Here is a 13714-nt window from a genome sequence, read left to right on the forward strand (position 1 = left end):
TACATGAGTGAACGCAACCAACGCAAAGTATACACCGGCCGTGTCGTATCAGACAAAATGGATAAAACCGTTACTGTTCTTGTAGAAACTTACAAAAAACATTCTCTGTACGGCAAACGCGTAAAATACTCGAAAAAATTCAAGGCACATGATGAAAACAACGAAGCCAAAGTCGGCGATATCGTAAGAATCATGGAAACACGCCCGTTATCTGCTACAAAACGTTTCCGCCTGGTGGAAATCGTTGAAAAAGCAGTCATTATCTAATTTGTATCAGTTCGGATACGGTTGATTCCGAAGGGAGGTAAACGAGGATGATCCAACAAGAAACCCGTTTAAAAGTAGCTGACAACTCAGGTGCACGTGAAGTTTTGACGATTAAAGTATTGGGCGGATCCGGCCGGAAAACCGCGAATATCGGAGATGTCATCGTTGCTACGGTAAAACAAGCAACACCTGGAGGCGTTGTTAAAAAAGGTGATGTAGTGAAAGCTGTTGTGGTCCGTACAAAGAGCGGAGTGCGCCGCAGCGACGGTTCTTATATTCGTTTCGATGAAAATGCATGCGTCATTATCCGTGACGACAAGAGCCCTCGCGGCACGCGTATCTTCGGGCCTGTTGCACGTGAACTGCGCAACAACAATTTCATGAAAATCGTATCACTGGCTCCGGAAGTGCTTTAATCGATACAGTTTGTGACAATCAAGGAGGTGCGACTGTAATGCATGTCAAAAAAGGTGACAAGGTAATGGTGATCTCCGGCAAAGATAAAGGCAAAACCGGTACGATCCTTGCGGCATATCCGAAAAAAGACCGTGTGATTGTGGAAGGCGTGAACATTGTCAAAAAACACGCGAAACCTTCCCAGGCAAATCCACAGGGCGGTATTTTCGATATGGAAGCGCCCATTCACGTGTCCAATGTGATGCCGATTGATCCGAAAACAAATGAGCCGACACGTGTCGGATATGAAATAAGGGACGGCAAAAAAGTGCGTGTAGCAAAAAAATCCGGTGAAGTTTTAGATAAATAGTTGAACATGAAGGGAGGTACACGACATGAACCGCCTAAAAGAAAAATATGAAAAAGAAGTTATTCCTGCTTTAACAAACAAGTTTCACTATACATCCGTTATGCAAGTGCCTAAAGTTGAAAAGATCGTGATCAACATGGGTGTTGGCGATGCTGTCCAAAACGCAAAAATGCTCGACAATGCAGTAGAAGAATTAACGTTGATTTCCGGCCAAAAACCGGTTGTGACAAGAGCGAAAAAATCGATCGCAGGTTTCCGCCTTCGTGAAGGGATGCCGATTGGCGCGAAAGTAACCCTCCGCGGCGAGCGCATGTACGAATTCCTCGATAAACTGATTTCAGTTTCGCTTCCGCGTGTGCGCGACTTCCACGGCGTATCGAAAAAATCATTTGACGGCCGCGGAAACTATACACTCGGCATTAAAGAGCAACTGATCTTCCCTGAAATTGATTACGATAAAGTCAGCAAAGTGCGCGGGATGGACATCGTCATTGTCACCACTGCGAACACGGACGAAGAATCACGTGAACTGTTAGGCCTGCTCGGAATGCCATTCCAAAAATAAAGCGGGCGCTAAAAAGGGAGGCGAAAACGTGGCTAAAAAATCAATGATTGCGAAACAAAAACGTGAACCGAAGTATAAAGTTCAGGCTTATACCCGGTGCGAACGATGCGGCCGACCGCATTCCGTCATTCGCAAATTTAAACTTTGCCGTATTTGTTTCCGCGAACTTGCATATAAAGGTCAAATTCCTGGCGTGAAAAAAGCCAGCTGGTAAAACTCGAATTTGGGAAGGAGGTAAAAGAAATGGTCATGACTGATCCGATTGCAGATTTGCTTACGCGTATCCGTAATGCAAATACAGTGCGTCATGAAAAATTGGAAGTCCCGGCTTCCAAGATTAAGAGAGAGATCGCCGAGATTTTGAAACGTGAAGGTTTCGTGCGTGATGTTGAATATATCGAGGATAACAAACAAGGGATTATCCGGATCTTCCTGAAATACGGCGCAAACAACGAACGCGTCATTACAGGGATCAAGCGCATCAGCAAACCGGGCCTGCGCGTATACGCAAAAGCAGGTGAAGTGCCGAAAGTGCTGAACGGGCTTGGCATCGCAATTGTTTCTACTTCTCAGGGCGTTTTAACCGACAAAGAAGCACGGAAAAACAATGTCGGCGGAGAAATTTTAGCATACGTTTGGTAATCATTTGACGTTGAACGGAGGTGTAAATTATGTCACGTATAGGAAAAAAACCGGTTGAAATTCCATCCGGCGTTACGGTAACCATTAACGGAGATACAGTTACGGTTAAAGGGCCTAAAGGTGAGCTGACCCGCAGCTTCAACCCTGATATTAACATTGCCGTAGAAGACAATATCATTCACGTAACACGCCCTTCAGACAGCAAAAACCACCGCGCTTTGCACGGAACGACCCGCGCACTGCTCGCAAACATGGTGGAAGGGGTGTCGAAAGGCTTTGAAAAATCTTTGGAACTGGTTGGGGTTGGATACCGCGCCCAAAAACAAGGCAAAAAACTCGTATTGAACGTCGGCTACTCCCATCCTGTTGAATTTGAACCGGAAGAAGGCCTGGAAGTCGAAGTGCCTTCCAATACAAAAATTGTCGTAAAAGGCGTAAGCAAAGAACGCGTCGGCGCATTTGCCGCCAACATCCGCGACGTCCGCCCGCCTGAACCTTATAAAGGCAAAGGGATTCGTTACGAAGGCGAATATGTACGCAGAAAAGAAGGTAAAACCGGTAAATAATGCCGCCTAGGATGAGAAAGGAGTGAATTCGATGATCACGAAGCCGGATAAAAATCAAGTACGCAAAAAAAGGCATGCACGCGTCCGCGCAAAATTAAGCGGAACGGCTGAACGTCCGCGCCTGAGTATCTATCGTTCCAACAAAAACATTTATGCCCAATTGATTGATGATGTAAATGGCGTCACACTGGCCAGCGCTTCCACGCTCGATAAAGAGTTGAGCCTTGAGTCAACCGGAAATGTGGAAGCTGCACAAAAGGTGGGCGAATTGATTGCAAAGCGCGCAGTGGAAAAAGGTATCAAAGAAGTTGTTTTTGACCGCGGCGGATATCTCTATCATGGCCGTATCAAAGCGCTTGCCGATGCAGCCCGTGAGAACGGATTACAATTTTAATCAAAAAGGAGGGGAAATTTTACATGCTACGTATTGACCCAAACAAACTTGAGTTAGAGGAACGTGTTGTTACGATTAACCGCGTTGCCAAAGTGGTAAAAGGAGGGCGCCGTTTCCGCTTTTCCGCACTTGTCGTTGTTGGCGACCGGAACGGACATGTCGGATTTGGAACCGGAAAAGCGCAGGAAGTGCCGGATGCGATCCGCAAAGCTGTTGAAGATGCGAAGAAAAATCTTGTAGAGGTACCGATTGCGGGCACAACGATTCCGCACGAAGTTGTTGGCCACTTCGGTGCAGGCAAAATCCTGCTGAAACCGGGTTCCCCTGGTACCGGTGTTATCGCCGGCGGCCCTGTCCGTGCGATCCTTGAGCTTGCGGGTATTGCGGATATTACGTCCAAATCGCTTGGTTCAAACACACCGATTAACATGATCCGTGCCACAATGGACGGCATTAAACAATTGAAGCGTGCGGATGAAGTTGCGAAACTGCGCAATAAATCTGTCGAAGAATTATTAGGTTAAGGAGGGAACGCTCATGGCAAAATTGAAAATCACCCTCACCCGCAGTGTCATCGGCCGCCCGCAGGATCAGCGCGATACGGTAAAAGCGCTCGGCCTGCGCAAAGTCAACCAGACTGTTGAGAAAGAAGACAATGCTGCAATTCGCGGCATGATCAATAAAGTGTCCCATCTTGTTTCTGTATCGGAACAATAATTTTTGATTTTAAGATAAGGAGGTGCAACCATGAAACTTCATGAATTAAAACCTGCAGAAGGATCTCGTAAAAAACGCAACCGTGTCGGCCGCGGTATTGGTTCCGGCAACGGAAAAACAGCCGGCAAAGGGCACAAAGGCCAAAACGCCCGTTCCGGCGGCGGTGTACGCCTCGGTTTTGAAGGCGGCCAAACCCCGTTGTTCCGCCGTTTGCCAAAACGCGGTTTTACGAACATTAACCGTAAAGAGTATGCCATTGTGAACCTGGACGTTTTAAACCGTTTTGAAGAAGGCACGGAAGTAACGCCTGCCCTTTTATTGGAAACAGGTGTGATCAGCAAGGAAAAATCGGGCGTAAAAGTGCTTGCAAACGGCAAACTCGAGAAAAAATTGACCGTAAAAGCACATAAATTCTCCTCTGCTGCCAAAGAAGCCATAGAAGCTGCTGGCGGTACAGCCGAGGTGATTTAATGTTCAAGACAATCGCCAATTTGATGCGTGTGGGTGAGATAAGAAATAAAATTATTTTCACCCTCCTCATGCTGGTTGTATTCCGCATAGGAGCCTTTATTCCTGTTCCTTATGTGGATGCTTCCGTATTGGAAGCCTCCACCCAAAACGGTTTAGTCGGCTTTCTAAACACTTTTGGGGGCGGTGCGCTGAAGAACTTTTCCATTTTTGCAATGGGCATTATGCCATATATCACATCTTCCATTATTGTGCAGCTCTTGCAAATGGATGTTGTGCCGAAGTTTGCCGAGTGGGCAAAACAGGGTGAAGTGGGGCGTCGTAAGCTGAGTGAGTTTACACGCTATTTTACGGTTATCCTGGCTTTAATTGAAGGCTTCGGCATGTCATATGGCTTTAATAATTTGGCGCAGGGGGCACTGATTACGAAGTCCGGTTTCTGGACGTATTTGATCATCGCACTGACGTTGACAGCCGGTACCACATTTTTGATGTGGCTCGGCGAACAAATTACGGCCAAAGGCGTAGGAAACGGGATTTCCATTTTGATTATGGCCGGCATTATTGCCGGGATTCCGACAGCCATCAACCAGATTTACGCACAGCAAATTGAAAATGCCGGTTCCCAGCTGTTTTTGAAGATTGTTTTGCTGGCTTTTCTTGCATTGATCATTCTGGCCATTGTGGTCGGAGTCATCTATTTCCAGCAGGCATCGAGAAAGATACCGGTCCAGTATGCCCAGCACATTTCCGGCAGGGCAACAACCGGCAGGCAGTCAACGCATTTGCCTTTAAAGGTCAATGCTGCCGGGGTCATTCCGGTTATCTTTGCGATTTCGTTCATTATTGCGCCGCAGACGATTGCTTCGTTTTTCGGTTCCAGCAGTGTGGCAAGCAACATCCAGTATATTTTTGACTATACAAAACCGGTCGGAGCTTTGATTTATGTGGCGTTGATTATCGCTTTTTCGTACTTTTATGCATTCGTACAAGTCAATCCGGAGCAGCTTGCCGACAATTTAAAGAAACAAGGCGGCTATATTCCGGGGATCCGCCCGGGCAAAAACACACAGCAATATGTCACTTCGGTTTTATACCGGCTGACATTCGTCGGTTCAATCTTTCTTGCTGTGATTGCCATTCTGCCTGTCATTTTCACGAATGTCATCGGGCTCCCGACTTCCGCCAGAATCGGCGGCACAAGCCTGCTCGTTGTGATCGGGGTTGCGCTTGAAACGATGCTGCAACTGGAAGCACAGCTTGTTAAACGCCATTACAGAGGCTTTATCAAATAAAAATGGTTTTGCACTTGAAACCATGTCAGGAATAAGGGGGCTGTACGATGAATTTAGTGTTAATGGGCCTTCCCGGAGCCGGTAAAGGGACTCAAGCCGAAAAAATCATTGATAAGTATGCCATTCCTCACATTTCCACCGGAGACATGTTCCGGGCGGCGATAAAGGAAGAAACGGAGCTGGGGCTTAAAGCCAAGTCCTTTATGGACAAAGGCGAACTGGTCCCTGATGAAGTAACGATCGGGATCGTGCGCGAACGGTTAAGCAAGGATGACTGCAAAAATGGCTTCCTGCTTGACGGTTTCCCGCGGACGGTTGCCCAGGCAGAAGCTTTGGAAAATATTTTAAGCAGCCTTGGCAAACGGCTTGATTATGTTATCAACATAGAGGTGGACCGGAAGATTCTGACAGAGCGGCTGACCGGTCGGAGAATTTGTGAAAATTGCGGTGCGACTTACCATCTCGTGTTTAATCCGCCAAAAACGGAGGGCGTTTGCGACAAATGCGGCGGCCCGCTGTATCAACGGCCGGATGACAACGCAGAAACTGTCGGGAACCGGCTCGATGTCAATATGAAGCAAACCCGGCCGCTGCTGGACTTTTATGAGGAAAAAGGCTATTTGCGGAATGTAAACGGCCAGCAGGATATTCATCAAGTTTTTGCGGATATCGATCAATTGCTGGGCCAACTGGGTTAAACGTGAACGACTTGGTGAATTCATGAGAGCCGCAATCACGTTGGATGGAAACCACCTTTGGAAGTTTTATCCGGACGGCTTTTCGGCTGTGTCCTGACGGTAAAAAACTTTTCAAGTTTGATGCAATTTCCGCTTAAAAAGGTTATAATGGTTTTCGTGGCATTTTCACCGCTGGATATTTCACGGGTGAAATGACGGCTCTGTTTTATTGGCGATTTGCTTCATCAGTTAACTTATAATCAATAGATGAGGAAGGCGGCTTCCGTTGTCAGGATTGCCAGTAAGCGCCATTCGAACGTCTCTCATGCAATTCAATTCTGTGCAAATGGCTTTCGTTCGTTCACATGTATGCCGGACATGGGATTGGTCAAGACTGACATGAAAGAACCATGTAACCTTGGGAACGTTTATCAGCTCCTGCCGGTCCCCCGGATCAGCCGGTTTACGTGAATATGCAGCAGGCCGGCCGCTTCCTGAAGCGGGAGTTTTGGCGAGCCTAATCGTTTTAAGGTTTTGGAAAAGTATCATTGCCAGGTCCTAAATGTTAGGAGGAGGGAGAATAGTTCGATGGCGAAAGATGACGTTATTGAAGTTGAGGGCATTGTAAGCGAAACTTTGCCGAATGCCATGTTTAAGGTAGAATTAGAAAATGGTCACACTGTTCTTGCGCATGTGTCGGGTAAAATCCGGATGAACTTTATCCGCATTTTGCCGGGCGATAAAGTAACAGTTGAACTGTCCCCATATGATTTGACCCGCGGTAGAATTACGTACCGGTTTAAATAATGTAGATACACGGCTTTTTCGGTGAAACGGAAAGTCTGCCCGGGGAATCTGTCTGGATAAAGGGTACCGGGCCTGTACTCCGTATATTAAGGAGGGTAAACCATGAAAGTTAGACCATCTGTGAAGCCGATCTGCGAAAAATGCAAGGTTATCCGCAGAAAAGGCAAAGTAATGGTAATCTGTGAAAATCCGAAACACAAACAAAAACAAGGATAAATTTGAAGGAGGTGCACCTGTATGGCTCGTATTGCCGGTGTTGACATTCCACGTGATAAACGTGTTGTTATTTCTTTAACATACATTTACGGAATCGGTAAATCAACTGCACAAAAAATTCTTGCTGAGGCCGGAATTTCTGAAGATACACGCGTCCGCGACTTAACAGAGGATGAAGTAAACAAAATCCGTGATATCGTGGACAGGCTGAAAGTAGAAGGGGATCTTCGCCGCGAAGTTTCCTTGAACATTAAACGCCTGATGGAAATCGGATCCTACAGAGGTCTCCGCCACCGCCGCGGTCTTCCTGTTCGCGGGCAAAACACGAAAAACAATGCCCGTACACGCAAAGGCCCGCGTAAAACGGTTGCCGGTAAGAAGAAATAATAAGCAAAGGAGGTTGTTCATATGGCACGCAGAACAAATACGCGCAAACGCCGCGTAAGAAAGAATATTGAATCAGGTGTCGCTCATATTCGTTCCACTTTTAACAATACAATCGTTACGATCACGGATGTGCATGGGAATGCTGTTGCATGGTCCAGTGCCGGTGCGCTCGGCTTCAAAGGTTCTCGTAAATCAACGCCGTTTGCTGCACAAATGGCTGCTGAAACAGCCGCGAAAGCATCGATGGAACATGGGATGAAGTCTTTGGAAGTAACTGTAAAAGGACCTGGCGCAGGCCGTGAAGCCGCTATCCGTGCCCTGCAGGCTGCCGGGCTTGAAGTTACAGCCATTAAAGACGTAACACCTGTGCCGCATAATGGTTGCCGCCCGCCAAAACGTCGCCGTGTCTGATTTTTTTGTATAGATTTTGTATCCTTGTCTATAATGGGATATGATGCATAATCTGCAAAAAAATGATTTGAATGATCCAGTTGTTATGCATAATAGGGAATTTTGCATGGGGAATTTCGAATAGGGCTCTTTCTGGGGTGCTATACGGGGTTTCGACGTTTTGAAGGAGGGTTAATTTGAATGATTGAAATTGAAAAGCCAAAAATTGAAACGGTTGAGGTCAGCGATGACGCTACTTATGGCAAGTTCGTCGTAGAACCGCTTGAGCGTGGATATGGTACTACTTTGGGTAACTCCTTACGTCGTATCCTATTATCTTCACTCCCGGGTGCCGCTGTCACATCCATCCAAATCGATGGCGTGATGCACGAATTCTCGACAGTCGAAGGCGTTGTTGAAGATGTGACCAGCATTATTTTGAACCTCAAAAAGCTGGCTTTGAAAATCTACTCCGATGAGGAAAAAACGCTTGAGATTGATATACAGGGAGAAGGCGCTGTGACAGCAGCCGATATTACGCATGACAGCGATGTGGAGATTTTAAATCCGGATCTCTATATTGCGACGGTTGCCGAAAACGGGCATTTGCGTATGCGCATGACTGCCAACCAAGGCCGCGGCTATGTTCCTGCTGATCAAAATAAGCGGGAAGACCATCCAATTGGTGTCATTCCAATAGATTCTATTTATACCCCGGTTCAACGCGTGAGCTACCAGGTCGAAAATACCCGGGTAGGGCAAGTCAGCAATTATGATAAGCTCTCACTGGATGTCACGACTGACGGCAGCATCGGCCCGAAAGAAGCAATTGCTTTAGGCGCCAAAATTTTAACCGAGCATTTGAACATCTTCGTCGGACTGACGGATGAAGCACAAAATGCGGAAATTATGGTGGAAAAAGAAGAAGACCAGAAAGAAAAAGTGCTTGAAATGACAATTGAGGAACTTGATCTTTCAGTCCGTTCTTATAACTGCCTGAAACGTGCCGGCATCAATACCGTTCAGGAACTGGCCAACAAAACGGAAGAAGATATGATGAAAGTCCGGAATCTTGGCCGCAAGTCCCTTGAAGAAGTCAAAGCAAAGCTCGAAGATTTGGGCTTGGGTTTGCGCAAAGACGACTGAGCCGGTTAGAAGGCAAAGCGATTAATCCAACATAAGGGAGGGAACTTCATGCCTTACAGAAAGTTAGGACGCACAAGCGCCCAACGTAAAGCATTACTGCGCGATTTGGCAACAGACCTTATCATTAATGAACGCATCGAAACAACTGAAGCACGCGCAAAAGAATTACGCTCGGTTGTTGAAAAATTAGTTACGCTTGGAAAACGCGGTGATCTTCATGCCCGCCGCCAGGCTGCTGCATATGTACGCCATGAAACAGCTGACGCAGAAACAAAACAGGATGCTGTTCAAAAATTATTCTCGGTCATTGCAGAACGTTACGCGGATCGCCAGGGCGGTTACACCCGCATCTTGAAAGTAGGCCCGCGCCGCGGGGATGGTGCGCCGGTTGCGATTATTGAATTCGTTGAAAAGAAAGAGCAAGAGCAAGAGCAAGACCAAGAGCAAGTAAACGAATGATTTTCTCAAGGGCTGGACAGTTGAAAGAATCTTAACTGCTTCTTTGCCCTTTTTCTATCTTTTTTCGGTTCGTCATCGCAGGCTTGCAGCTAGAGGGCAGCCTGTGTTTATGAAACCTTTTCTTTTATGCGTGATGCAACAAACTGTGAGTGTTACGATGGGCGCATTTTGTGGCCCGTCTAGCTCTTGCACCCCTTTTTATTTCTGTACGCCGGATTGTTAACGTCTACACTGAAGAGGGGTGCAGGCTTTTTTATTATGGGGATATTTTACCCGCCAAACTGCACGACAATACGGTAGAATATAAATACAAGCAAACAGGCGAAACATTGGCATCGTCGTTCGTGAGATAAACCGTTTTTAAACGGGCTGTTGCCGGCGCAGGGGCAGGCGCATGAAGGCTGCCCCTGCTGCAACTTTAAGGCGCCGCCATCAGGATGAAAATGATGCTGAAGAGGATGAAGAAGGATTGCTTGGCATGTTTGAACCGTGCAAAGAAAGCAGGTTACAGAGGAGGAATCCGGCATTGGCAGACAGCGCGAACGTGATCATTGACATCGACCAGGTTTCCTTCCGTTACCCGGAACAGGAAACATATGCACTAACAAATATTTCTTTTCAAGTTTATAAAGGCGAGTGGCTGGCCATTGTCGGGCATAACGGATCCGGAAAGTCTACGCTGGCGAGGCTCCTGAACGGCTTGCAGTTTCCCGGAAAAGGCGCGATAACGGTTTCCGGCCTCAAGTTGTCGGATGAAAATGTCTGGGAAATTAGAAGGCGCGTCGGCATGGTGTTTCAAAATCCCGATAACCAGTTTGTCGGCACAACCGTTCAGGATGATGTCGCATTTGGGCTGGAAAACCACGGTGTGCCGCGTGAGGAAATGGTGAAACGCGTCCATGATGCTTTAAAGCGGGTTCGGATGTCGGACTTTCTGGACCGCGAACCGCACCATCTATCAGGCGGGCAAAAACAGCGGGTGGCGATTGCCGGGATCATCGCGCTTAAGCCGGAAGTGATCATTTTGGATGAAGCTACATCCATGCTCGATCCGGTCGGCCGCAAAGAAGTGCTGGAGACGATCCGCCAGTTGAAACAAGAAGCGGGGCTGACCGTCATCTCGATTACCCATGATCTTGAAGAAGCCGCCCAGGCGGAACGAATGATCGTGATGAACCGCGGGGAGGTCTACCGGGAAGGCACACCGCGTGACATTTTTCAAATGGATGAGACATTGACCGCGCTTGGCCTCGATATTCCGTTCCCGGTCAAAATGGCAAAAGCGCTTAAAGCAAGGGGCCTGGACTTACCGGAAATTTATTTAACAGATGAAGAATTGGTGGATGCACTATGGACATTGCATTTGAACAAGTAGAATACCGGTATCAGCCGAATACGCCGTTTGAAAGGCTTGCGCTCTATGACATTTCCCTCGCCATCCCGTCCGGCCGCTATATCGCCGTGATCGGGCATACCGGTTCAGGCAAATCGACGCTGCTGCAGCATTTGAATGCCCTGCTCCAGCCGACAAAAGGAAAAGTAACGATCGGCGGCCGGGTGATTGAAGGCGGAAAAAAGGAAAAAAACTTGAAGACGATCCGGCAAAAAGTCGGGATTGTGTTCCAGTTTCCTGAACACCAGCTGTTTGAAGAAACGGTGGAAAAAGACATCTGTTTCGGCCCGAAAAATTTCGGCGTTCCGGATGAAGAAGCGAAACAGCGGGCAAGGGAACTCATCCGGCTTGTCGGGCTTTCAGAAGAGATTCTTGCAAAATCGCCGTTTGACCTGTCAGGCGGGCAAATGCGGCGGGTTGCCATCGCCGGTGTGCTTGCGATGGAACCGGATGTGCTTGTGCTGGACGAGCCGACTGCCGGCCTTGATCCGCGCGGGCGCCACGAGATGATGGGCATGTTTTACGAATTGCACCGGAAGAAGCATTTAACGACTGTGCTTGTTACCCACAGCATGGAAGATGCCGCCCTGTATGCCGATGAACTCGTCATTTTGCACCAGGGGAAATTGATGAAAAAAGGTGCACCCCGTGACATCTTTTCCGATCCCGGGTTGCTTGAAAAATGGGGATTAAGCGTGCCGGAGATTGTCCGCTTCCAGACCATGCTCGAGAAAAAAACCGGTATGAAGTTCAAAAAGACATGCCTGACAGTAGAAGAACTTGCGGAAGCATTGCAATCGGTTTTGAAACGGGGTGGGCGCGCATGATGGAAAAAATGATTTTCGGGCGTTATATTCCGGGCGATTCCGTCATTCACCGGATGGATCCGCGTTCGAAATTGATTTTTGTATTCGTCTTTATTTGTATTGTATTTTTGGCCAATAATGCGGCCACCTACGGGATTCTCGTAATCTTTACCTTGCTTGTTATGCTGGTTTCAAAAGTCCCTGTCCGTTTTTTTATTAAAGGGTTAATGCAGATTTTATGGCTGGTCATTTTTACCTTTTTTCTGCAGCTGTTTTTCAATCGTGAGGGCAGCCTTGTTTTCCATTATGCATTTATTCATATTTATAGTGAAGGGATCCGGCAGGGCGTGTTTATTTCGCTCAGGTTTATGCTGTTGATCTTTTTAACATCGCTTTTGACGCTGACGACAACGCCAATCTCGCTGACAGACGGGATTGAAATGCTACTTGCGCCGCTCCGGAAAGTAAAATTTCCGGTCCATGAACTGGCGTTAATGATGTCCATTTCACTGCGGTTCATTCCGACATTAATGGACGAAACGGAAAAAATCATGAAGGCGCAGATGGCCCGGGGTGTCGATTTTTCCGGCGGGAGTATAAAAGACCGGGTGAAAGCCATTATTCCTTTATTAATTCCGCTGTTTGTCAGTTCGTTCAAACGTGCGGAAGAGCTGGCAACGGCAATGGAAGCCCGCGGCTACCAGGGCGGGGAGGGGCGGACAAAATACCGCCTGCTCATCTGGCGCACGGCTGATACGCTGTCCATTTGCGCCCTGGCCGCCGTTATCATCCTGCTCGTGCTGTTCCGTGACGGGGGGATTTTATGAAGCGCGTAAAATGTACGGTCAGTTACGACGGTTCCCGGTTCGCGGGGTACCAGGTCCAGCCGGGGCAGCGGACGGTCCAGCAGGAAATCGAAAAGGCGCTGGCCGCTCTTCATAAAGGCCGCCCCGTGAAAACGGCGGCTTCCGGAAGGACGGATGCCGGCGTGCACGCGATGGGGCAGGTGGTCCATTTCGATACGGATCTTTCTATTCCGGAAACAAGCTGGCCGGCCGCTTTAAACAGCCTGCTTCCCGGCGATATTTCAGTTTCGGCAGCGGCGTATGTGGGCCCCGGTTTTCACGCGCGCTACTCGGTAAAAGAGAAGGAATACCGCTACCGGATCTATTTTTCCCATGTCCGCAGCCCATTTAAGCACCGTTACGCGTTAAGAGTCTGGTTTCCGCTTGATACCGGGGCAATGGAAGCGGCGGCAAACGCCGTGCTTGGCACCCATGATTTTACGAGTTTTTGCTCGGCAAAAACGGAGGCGGAAGACAGGGTCCGCACGTTGAAAGAGATCCGGTTTTTGCGGCAGGACGATGAATTGGTGATCTGTTTTAAAGGAAACGGCTTTTTATACAATATGGTGCGGATCTTAACCGGCACTTTGCTTGAAATCGGCAGCGGCAAGCGCGAGCCCGGTGAAATGCGCGAAATCCTTGAAAAACGCAACCGGATCTATGCGGGCAAAACCGCGCCGCCGGAAGGATTGTATTTATGGAAAGTAACTTATTGACGGGGCATGGATCCGCATGATAAAAAGAAGATAAAAACAACCGACCCAGGCGTAACATTTGCTTGACATTCTTGCCCCAAAACGATATTATAACCTATGGTATTGTTTTTTTAACTCCACGATAAGCCCCGGAAACTTATTGTGATAATGACAATAGATCATGACTGTGTTTTTGTGAATATTTTTTAGGAG

23 protein-coding genes are annotated in these 13714 nt (G+C 47.8%); all 23 read left to right on the top strand.

Features of this window, described 5'->3' with window-relative positions:
• The first annotated feature begins 3 nt into the window (after nucleotides 1-3).
• Nucleotides 4-267 carry a 30S ribosomal protein S17 gene (gene rpsQ / locus NSQ19_RS00735; protein WP_013858088.1) on the top strand — a complete coding sequence of 88 codons (264 nt, stop codon included), beginning with the start codon at nucleotides 4-6 and terminating at the stop codon, nucleotides 265-267.
• Nucleotides 268-314: 47 nt separating this feature from the next.
• On the top strand, nucleotides 315-683 hold the full coding sequence (gene rplN / locus NSQ19_RS00740; RefSeq protein ID WP_013858089.1) for a 50S ribosomal protein L14: 369 nt from the start codon (nucleotides 315-317) through the stop codon (nucleotides 681-683).
• Between the two features lie 38 nt (nucleotides 684-721).
• A complete protein-coding gene (gene rplX / locus NSQ19_RS00745; RefSeq protein WP_013858090.1) occupies nucleotides 722-1033 on the top strand; it encodes a 50S ribosomal protein L24 in 312 nt (103 codons plus the stop codon).
• A 25-nt stretch (nucleotides 1034-1058) separates the two neighbouring features.
• A complete protein-coding gene (rplE, locus tag NSQ19_RS00750) occupies nucleotides 1059-1598 on the top strand; it encodes a 50S ribosomal protein L5 (RefSeq protein WP_340702170.1) in 540 nt (179 codons plus the stop codon).
• A 28-nt stretch (nucleotides 1599-1626) separates the two neighbouring features.
• Nucleotides 1627-1812 (top strand): type Z 30S ribosomal protein S14, encoded by a 186-nt coding sequence (locus tag NSQ19_RS00755; protein WP_014096494.1) that lies wholly within the window; start codon nucleotides 1627-1629, stop codon nucleotides 1810-1812.
• A 29-nt stretch (nucleotides 1813-1841) separates the two neighbouring features.
• Nucleotides 1842-2240, top strand: a complete 399-nt coding sequence (rpsH, locus tag NSQ19_RS00760; protein WP_013858092.1) for a 30S ribosomal protein S8 — start codon at nucleotides 1842-1844, stop codon at nucleotides 2238-2240.
• Nucleotides 2241-2269: 29 nt separating this feature from the next.
• The gene (gene rplF, locus NSQ19_RS00765; RefSeq protein WP_017554010.1) at nucleotides 2270-2806 is read left to right on the top strand and encodes a 50S ribosomal protein L6; all 537 of its coding nucleotides are present in this window, start codon (nucleotides 2270-2272) and stop codon (nucleotides 2804-2806) included.
• 31 nt (nucleotides 2807-2837) lie between these two features.
• Nucleotides 2838-3200 (top strand): 50S ribosomal protein L18, encoded by a 363-nt coding sequence (rplR, locus tag NSQ19_RS00770; RefSeq protein ID WP_340703156.1) that lies wholly within the window; start codon nucleotides 2838-2840, stop codon nucleotides 3198-3200.
• 23 nt (nucleotides 3201-3223) lie between these two features.
• Nucleotides 3224-3724, top strand: coding sequence for a 30S ribosomal protein S5 (gene rpsE, locus NSQ19_RS00775; protein ID WP_013858095.1), 501 nt, complete (start codon nucleotides 3224-3226; stop codon nucleotides 3722-3724).
• Nucleotides 3725-3737: 13 nt separating this feature from the next.
• Nucleotides 3738-3917 carry a 50S ribosomal protein L30 gene (gene rpmD / locus NSQ19_RS00780; RefSeq protein ID WP_013858096.1) on the top strand — a complete coding sequence of 60 codons (180 nt, stop codon included), beginning with the start codon at nucleotides 3738-3740 and terminating at the stop codon, nucleotides 3915-3917.
• A 30-nt stretch (nucleotides 3918-3947) separates the two neighbouring features.
• The gene (gene rplO / locus NSQ19_RS00785) at nucleotides 3948-4388 is read left to right on the top strand and encodes a 50S ribosomal protein L15 (RefSeq protein ID WP_340702171.1); all 441 of its coding nucleotides are present in this window, start codon (nucleotides 3948-3950) and stop codon (nucleotides 4386-4388) included.
• Nucleotides 4388-5680 carry a preprotein translocase subunit SecY gene (gene secY, locus NSQ19_RS00790; protein WP_340702172.1) on the top strand — a complete coding sequence of 431 codons (1293 nt, stop codon included), beginning with the start codon at nucleotides 4388-4390 and terminating at the stop codon, nucleotides 5678-5680. Before rplO ends, secY begins: the two co-directional genes overlap by 1 nt.
• Nucleotides 5681-5727: 47 nt before the next feature.
• A complete protein-coding gene (locus NSQ19_RS00795; protein WP_340702173.1) occupies nucleotides 5728-6378 on the top strand; it encodes an adenylate kinase in 651 nt (216 codons plus the stop codon).
• Nucleotides 6379-6945: 567 nt separating this feature from the next.
• Complete coding sequence (infA, locus tag NSQ19_RS00800; protein ID WP_013858101.1) at nucleotides 6946-7164, top strand: translation initiation factor IF-1; 219 nt, start codon at nucleotides 6946-6948, stop codon at nucleotides 7162-7164.
• 102 nt (nucleotides 7165-7266) lie between these two features.
• Nucleotides 7267-7380, top strand: coding sequence for a 50S ribosomal protein L36 (rpmJ, locus tag NSQ19_RS00805; protein WP_003156543.1), 114 nt, complete (start codon nucleotides 7267-7269; stop codon nucleotides 7378-7380).
• A 21-nt stretch (nucleotides 7381-7401) separates the two neighbouring features.
• The gene (rpsM, locus tag NSQ19_RS00810; protein WP_013858102.1) at nucleotides 7402-7767 is read left to right on the top strand and encodes a 30S ribosomal protein S13; all 366 of its coding nucleotides are present in this window, start codon (nucleotides 7402-7404) and stop codon (nucleotides 7765-7767) included.
• 21 nt (nucleotides 7768-7788) lie between these two features.
• Nucleotides 7789-8178: a 30S ribosomal protein S11 gene (gene rpsK, locus NSQ19_RS00815; RefSeq protein ID WP_013858103.1), complete on the top strand. Its 390-nt coding sequence runs from the start codon at nucleotides 7789-7791 to the stop codon at nucleotides 8176-8178.
• A gap of 180 nt (nucleotides 8179-8358) precedes the next feature.
• Nucleotides 8359-9303, top strand: a complete 945-nt coding sequence (locus NSQ19_RS00820) for a DNA-directed RNA polymerase subunit alpha (RefSeq protein ID WP_340702174.1) — start codon at nucleotides 8359-8361, stop codon at nucleotides 9301-9303.
• 48 nt (nucleotides 9304-9351) lie between these two features.
• The gene (rplQ, locus tag NSQ19_RS00825) at nucleotides 9352-9762 is read left to right on the top strand and encodes a 50S ribosomal protein L17 (RefSeq protein WP_029141994.1); all 411 of its coding nucleotides are present in this window, start codon (nucleotides 9352-9354) and stop codon (nucleotides 9760-9762) included.
• A gap of 526 nt (nucleotides 9763-10288) precedes the next feature.
• A complete protein-coding gene (locus NSQ19_RS00830) occupies nucleotides 10289-11137 on the top strand; it encodes an energy-coupling factor ABC transporter ATP-binding protein (protein WP_013858106.1) in 849 nt (282 codons plus the stop codon).
• Nucleotides 11113-11982, top strand: a complete 870-nt coding sequence (locus NSQ19_RS00835; protein ID WP_019722048.1) for an energy-coupling factor ABC transporter ATP-binding protein — start codon at nucleotides 11113-11115, stop codon at nucleotides 11980-11982. The genes NSQ19_RS00830 and NSQ19_RS00835 overlap by 25 nt, the downstream gene beginning before the upstream one ends.
• On the top strand, nucleotides 11979-12788 hold the full coding sequence (locus NSQ19_RS00840; protein WP_340702175.1) for an energy-coupling factor transporter transmembrane component T family protein: 810 nt from the start codon (nucleotides 11979-11981) through the stop codon (nucleotides 12786-12788). The genes NSQ19_RS00835 and NSQ19_RS00840 overlap by 4 nt, the downstream gene beginning before the upstream one ends.
• On the top strand, nucleotides 12785-13522 hold the full coding sequence (gene truA / locus NSQ19_RS00845) for a tRNA pseudouridine(38-40) synthase TruA (protein ID WP_029141992.1): 738 nt from the start codon (nucleotides 12785-12787) through the stop codon (nucleotides 13520-13522). The genes NSQ19_RS00840 and truA overlap by 4 nt, the downstream gene beginning before the upstream one ends.
• Nucleotides 13523-13714: the final 192 nt, after the last annotated feature.

Source organism: Weizmannia sp. FSL W8-1119 (genome assembly GCF_038008605.1).
Lineage (GTDB): Bacteria > Bacillota > Bacilli > Bacillales > Bacillaceae_C > Weizmannia > Weizmannia coagulans.

Bases quoted from the DNA above. Each gene is read 5' to 3' on its own strand.
- truA (WP_029141992.1), top strand. From the start codon at position 12,785: ATGAAGCGCGTAAAATGTACGGTCAGTTACGACGGTTCCCGGTTCGCG.
- rpsK (WP_013858103.1), top strand. From the start codon at position 7,789: ATGGCACGCAGAACAAATACGCGCAAACGCCGCGTAAGAAAGAATATT.
- rpmD (WP_013858096.1), top strand. From the start codon at position 3,738: ATGGCAAAATTGAAAATCACCCTCACCCGCAGTGTCATCGGCCGCCCG.
- rplX (WP_013858090.1), top strand. From the start codon at position 722: ATGCATGTCAAAAAAGGTGACAAGGTAATGGTGATCTCCGGCAAAGAT.
- rpsH (WP_013858092.1), top strand. From the start codon at position 1,842: ATGGTCATGACTGATCCGATTGCAGATTTGCTTACGCGTATCCGTAAT.
- rplR (WP_340703156.1), top strand. From the start codon at position 2,838: ATGATCACGAAGCCGGATAAAAATCAAGTACGCAAAAAAAGGCATGCA.
- rpsE (WP_013858095.1), top strand. From the start codon at position 3,224: ATGCTACGTATTGACCCAAACAAACTTGAGTTAGAGGAACGTGTTGTT.
- NSQ19_RS00795 (WP_340702173.1), top strand. From the start codon at position 5,728: ATGAATTTAGTGTTAATGGGCCTTCCCGGAGCCGGTAAAGGGACTCAA.
- infA (WP_013858101.1), top strand. From the start codon at position 6,946: ATGGCGAAAGATGACGTTATTGAAGTTGAGGGCATTGTAAGCGAAACT.
- rpmJ (WP_003156543.1), top strand. From the start codon at position 7,267: ATGAAAGTTAGACCATCTGTGAAGCCGATCTGCGAAAAATGCAAGGTT.
- rpsQ (WP_013858088.1), top strand. From the start codon at position 4: ATGAGTGAACGCAACCAACGCAAAGTATACACCGGCCGTGTCGTATCA.
- secY (WP_340702172.1), top strand. From the start codon at position 4,388: ATGTTCAAGACAATCGCCAATTTGATGCGTGTGGGTGAGATAAGAAAT.
- rplO (WP_340702171.1), top strand. From the start codon at position 3,948: ATGAAACTTCATGAATTAAAACCTGCAGAAGGATCTCGTAAAAAACGC.
- rplQ (WP_029141994.1), top strand. From the start codon at position 9,352: ATGCCTTACAGAAAGTTAGGACGCACAAGCGCCCAACGTAAAGCATTA.
- rplE (WP_340702170.1), top strand. From the start codon at position 1,059: ATGAACCGCCTAAAAGAAAAATATGAAAAAGAAGTTATTCCTGCTTTA.
- rplN (WP_013858089.1), top strand. From the start codon at position 315: ATGATCCAACAAGAAACCCGTTTAAAAGTAGCTGACAACTCAGGTGCA.
- NSQ19_RS00835 (WP_019722048.1), top strand. From the start codon at position 11,113: ATGGACATTGCATTTGAACAAGTAGAATACCGGTATCAGCCGAATACG.
- rplF (WP_017554010.1), top strand. From the start codon at position 2,270: ATGTCACGTATAGGAAAAAAACCGGTTGAAATTCCATCCGGCGTTACG.
- NSQ19_RS00820 (WP_340702174.1), top strand. From the start codon at position 8,359: ATGATTGAAATTGAAAAGCCAAAAATTGAAACGGTTGAGGTCAGCGAT.
- NSQ19_RS00840 (WP_340702175.1), top strand. From the start codon at position 11,979: ATGATGGAAAAAATGATTTTCGGGCGTTATATTCCGGGCGATTCCGTC.
- rpsM (WP_013858102.1), top strand. From the start codon at position 7,402: ATGGCTCGTATTGCCGGTGTTGACATTCCACGTGATAAACGTGTTGTT.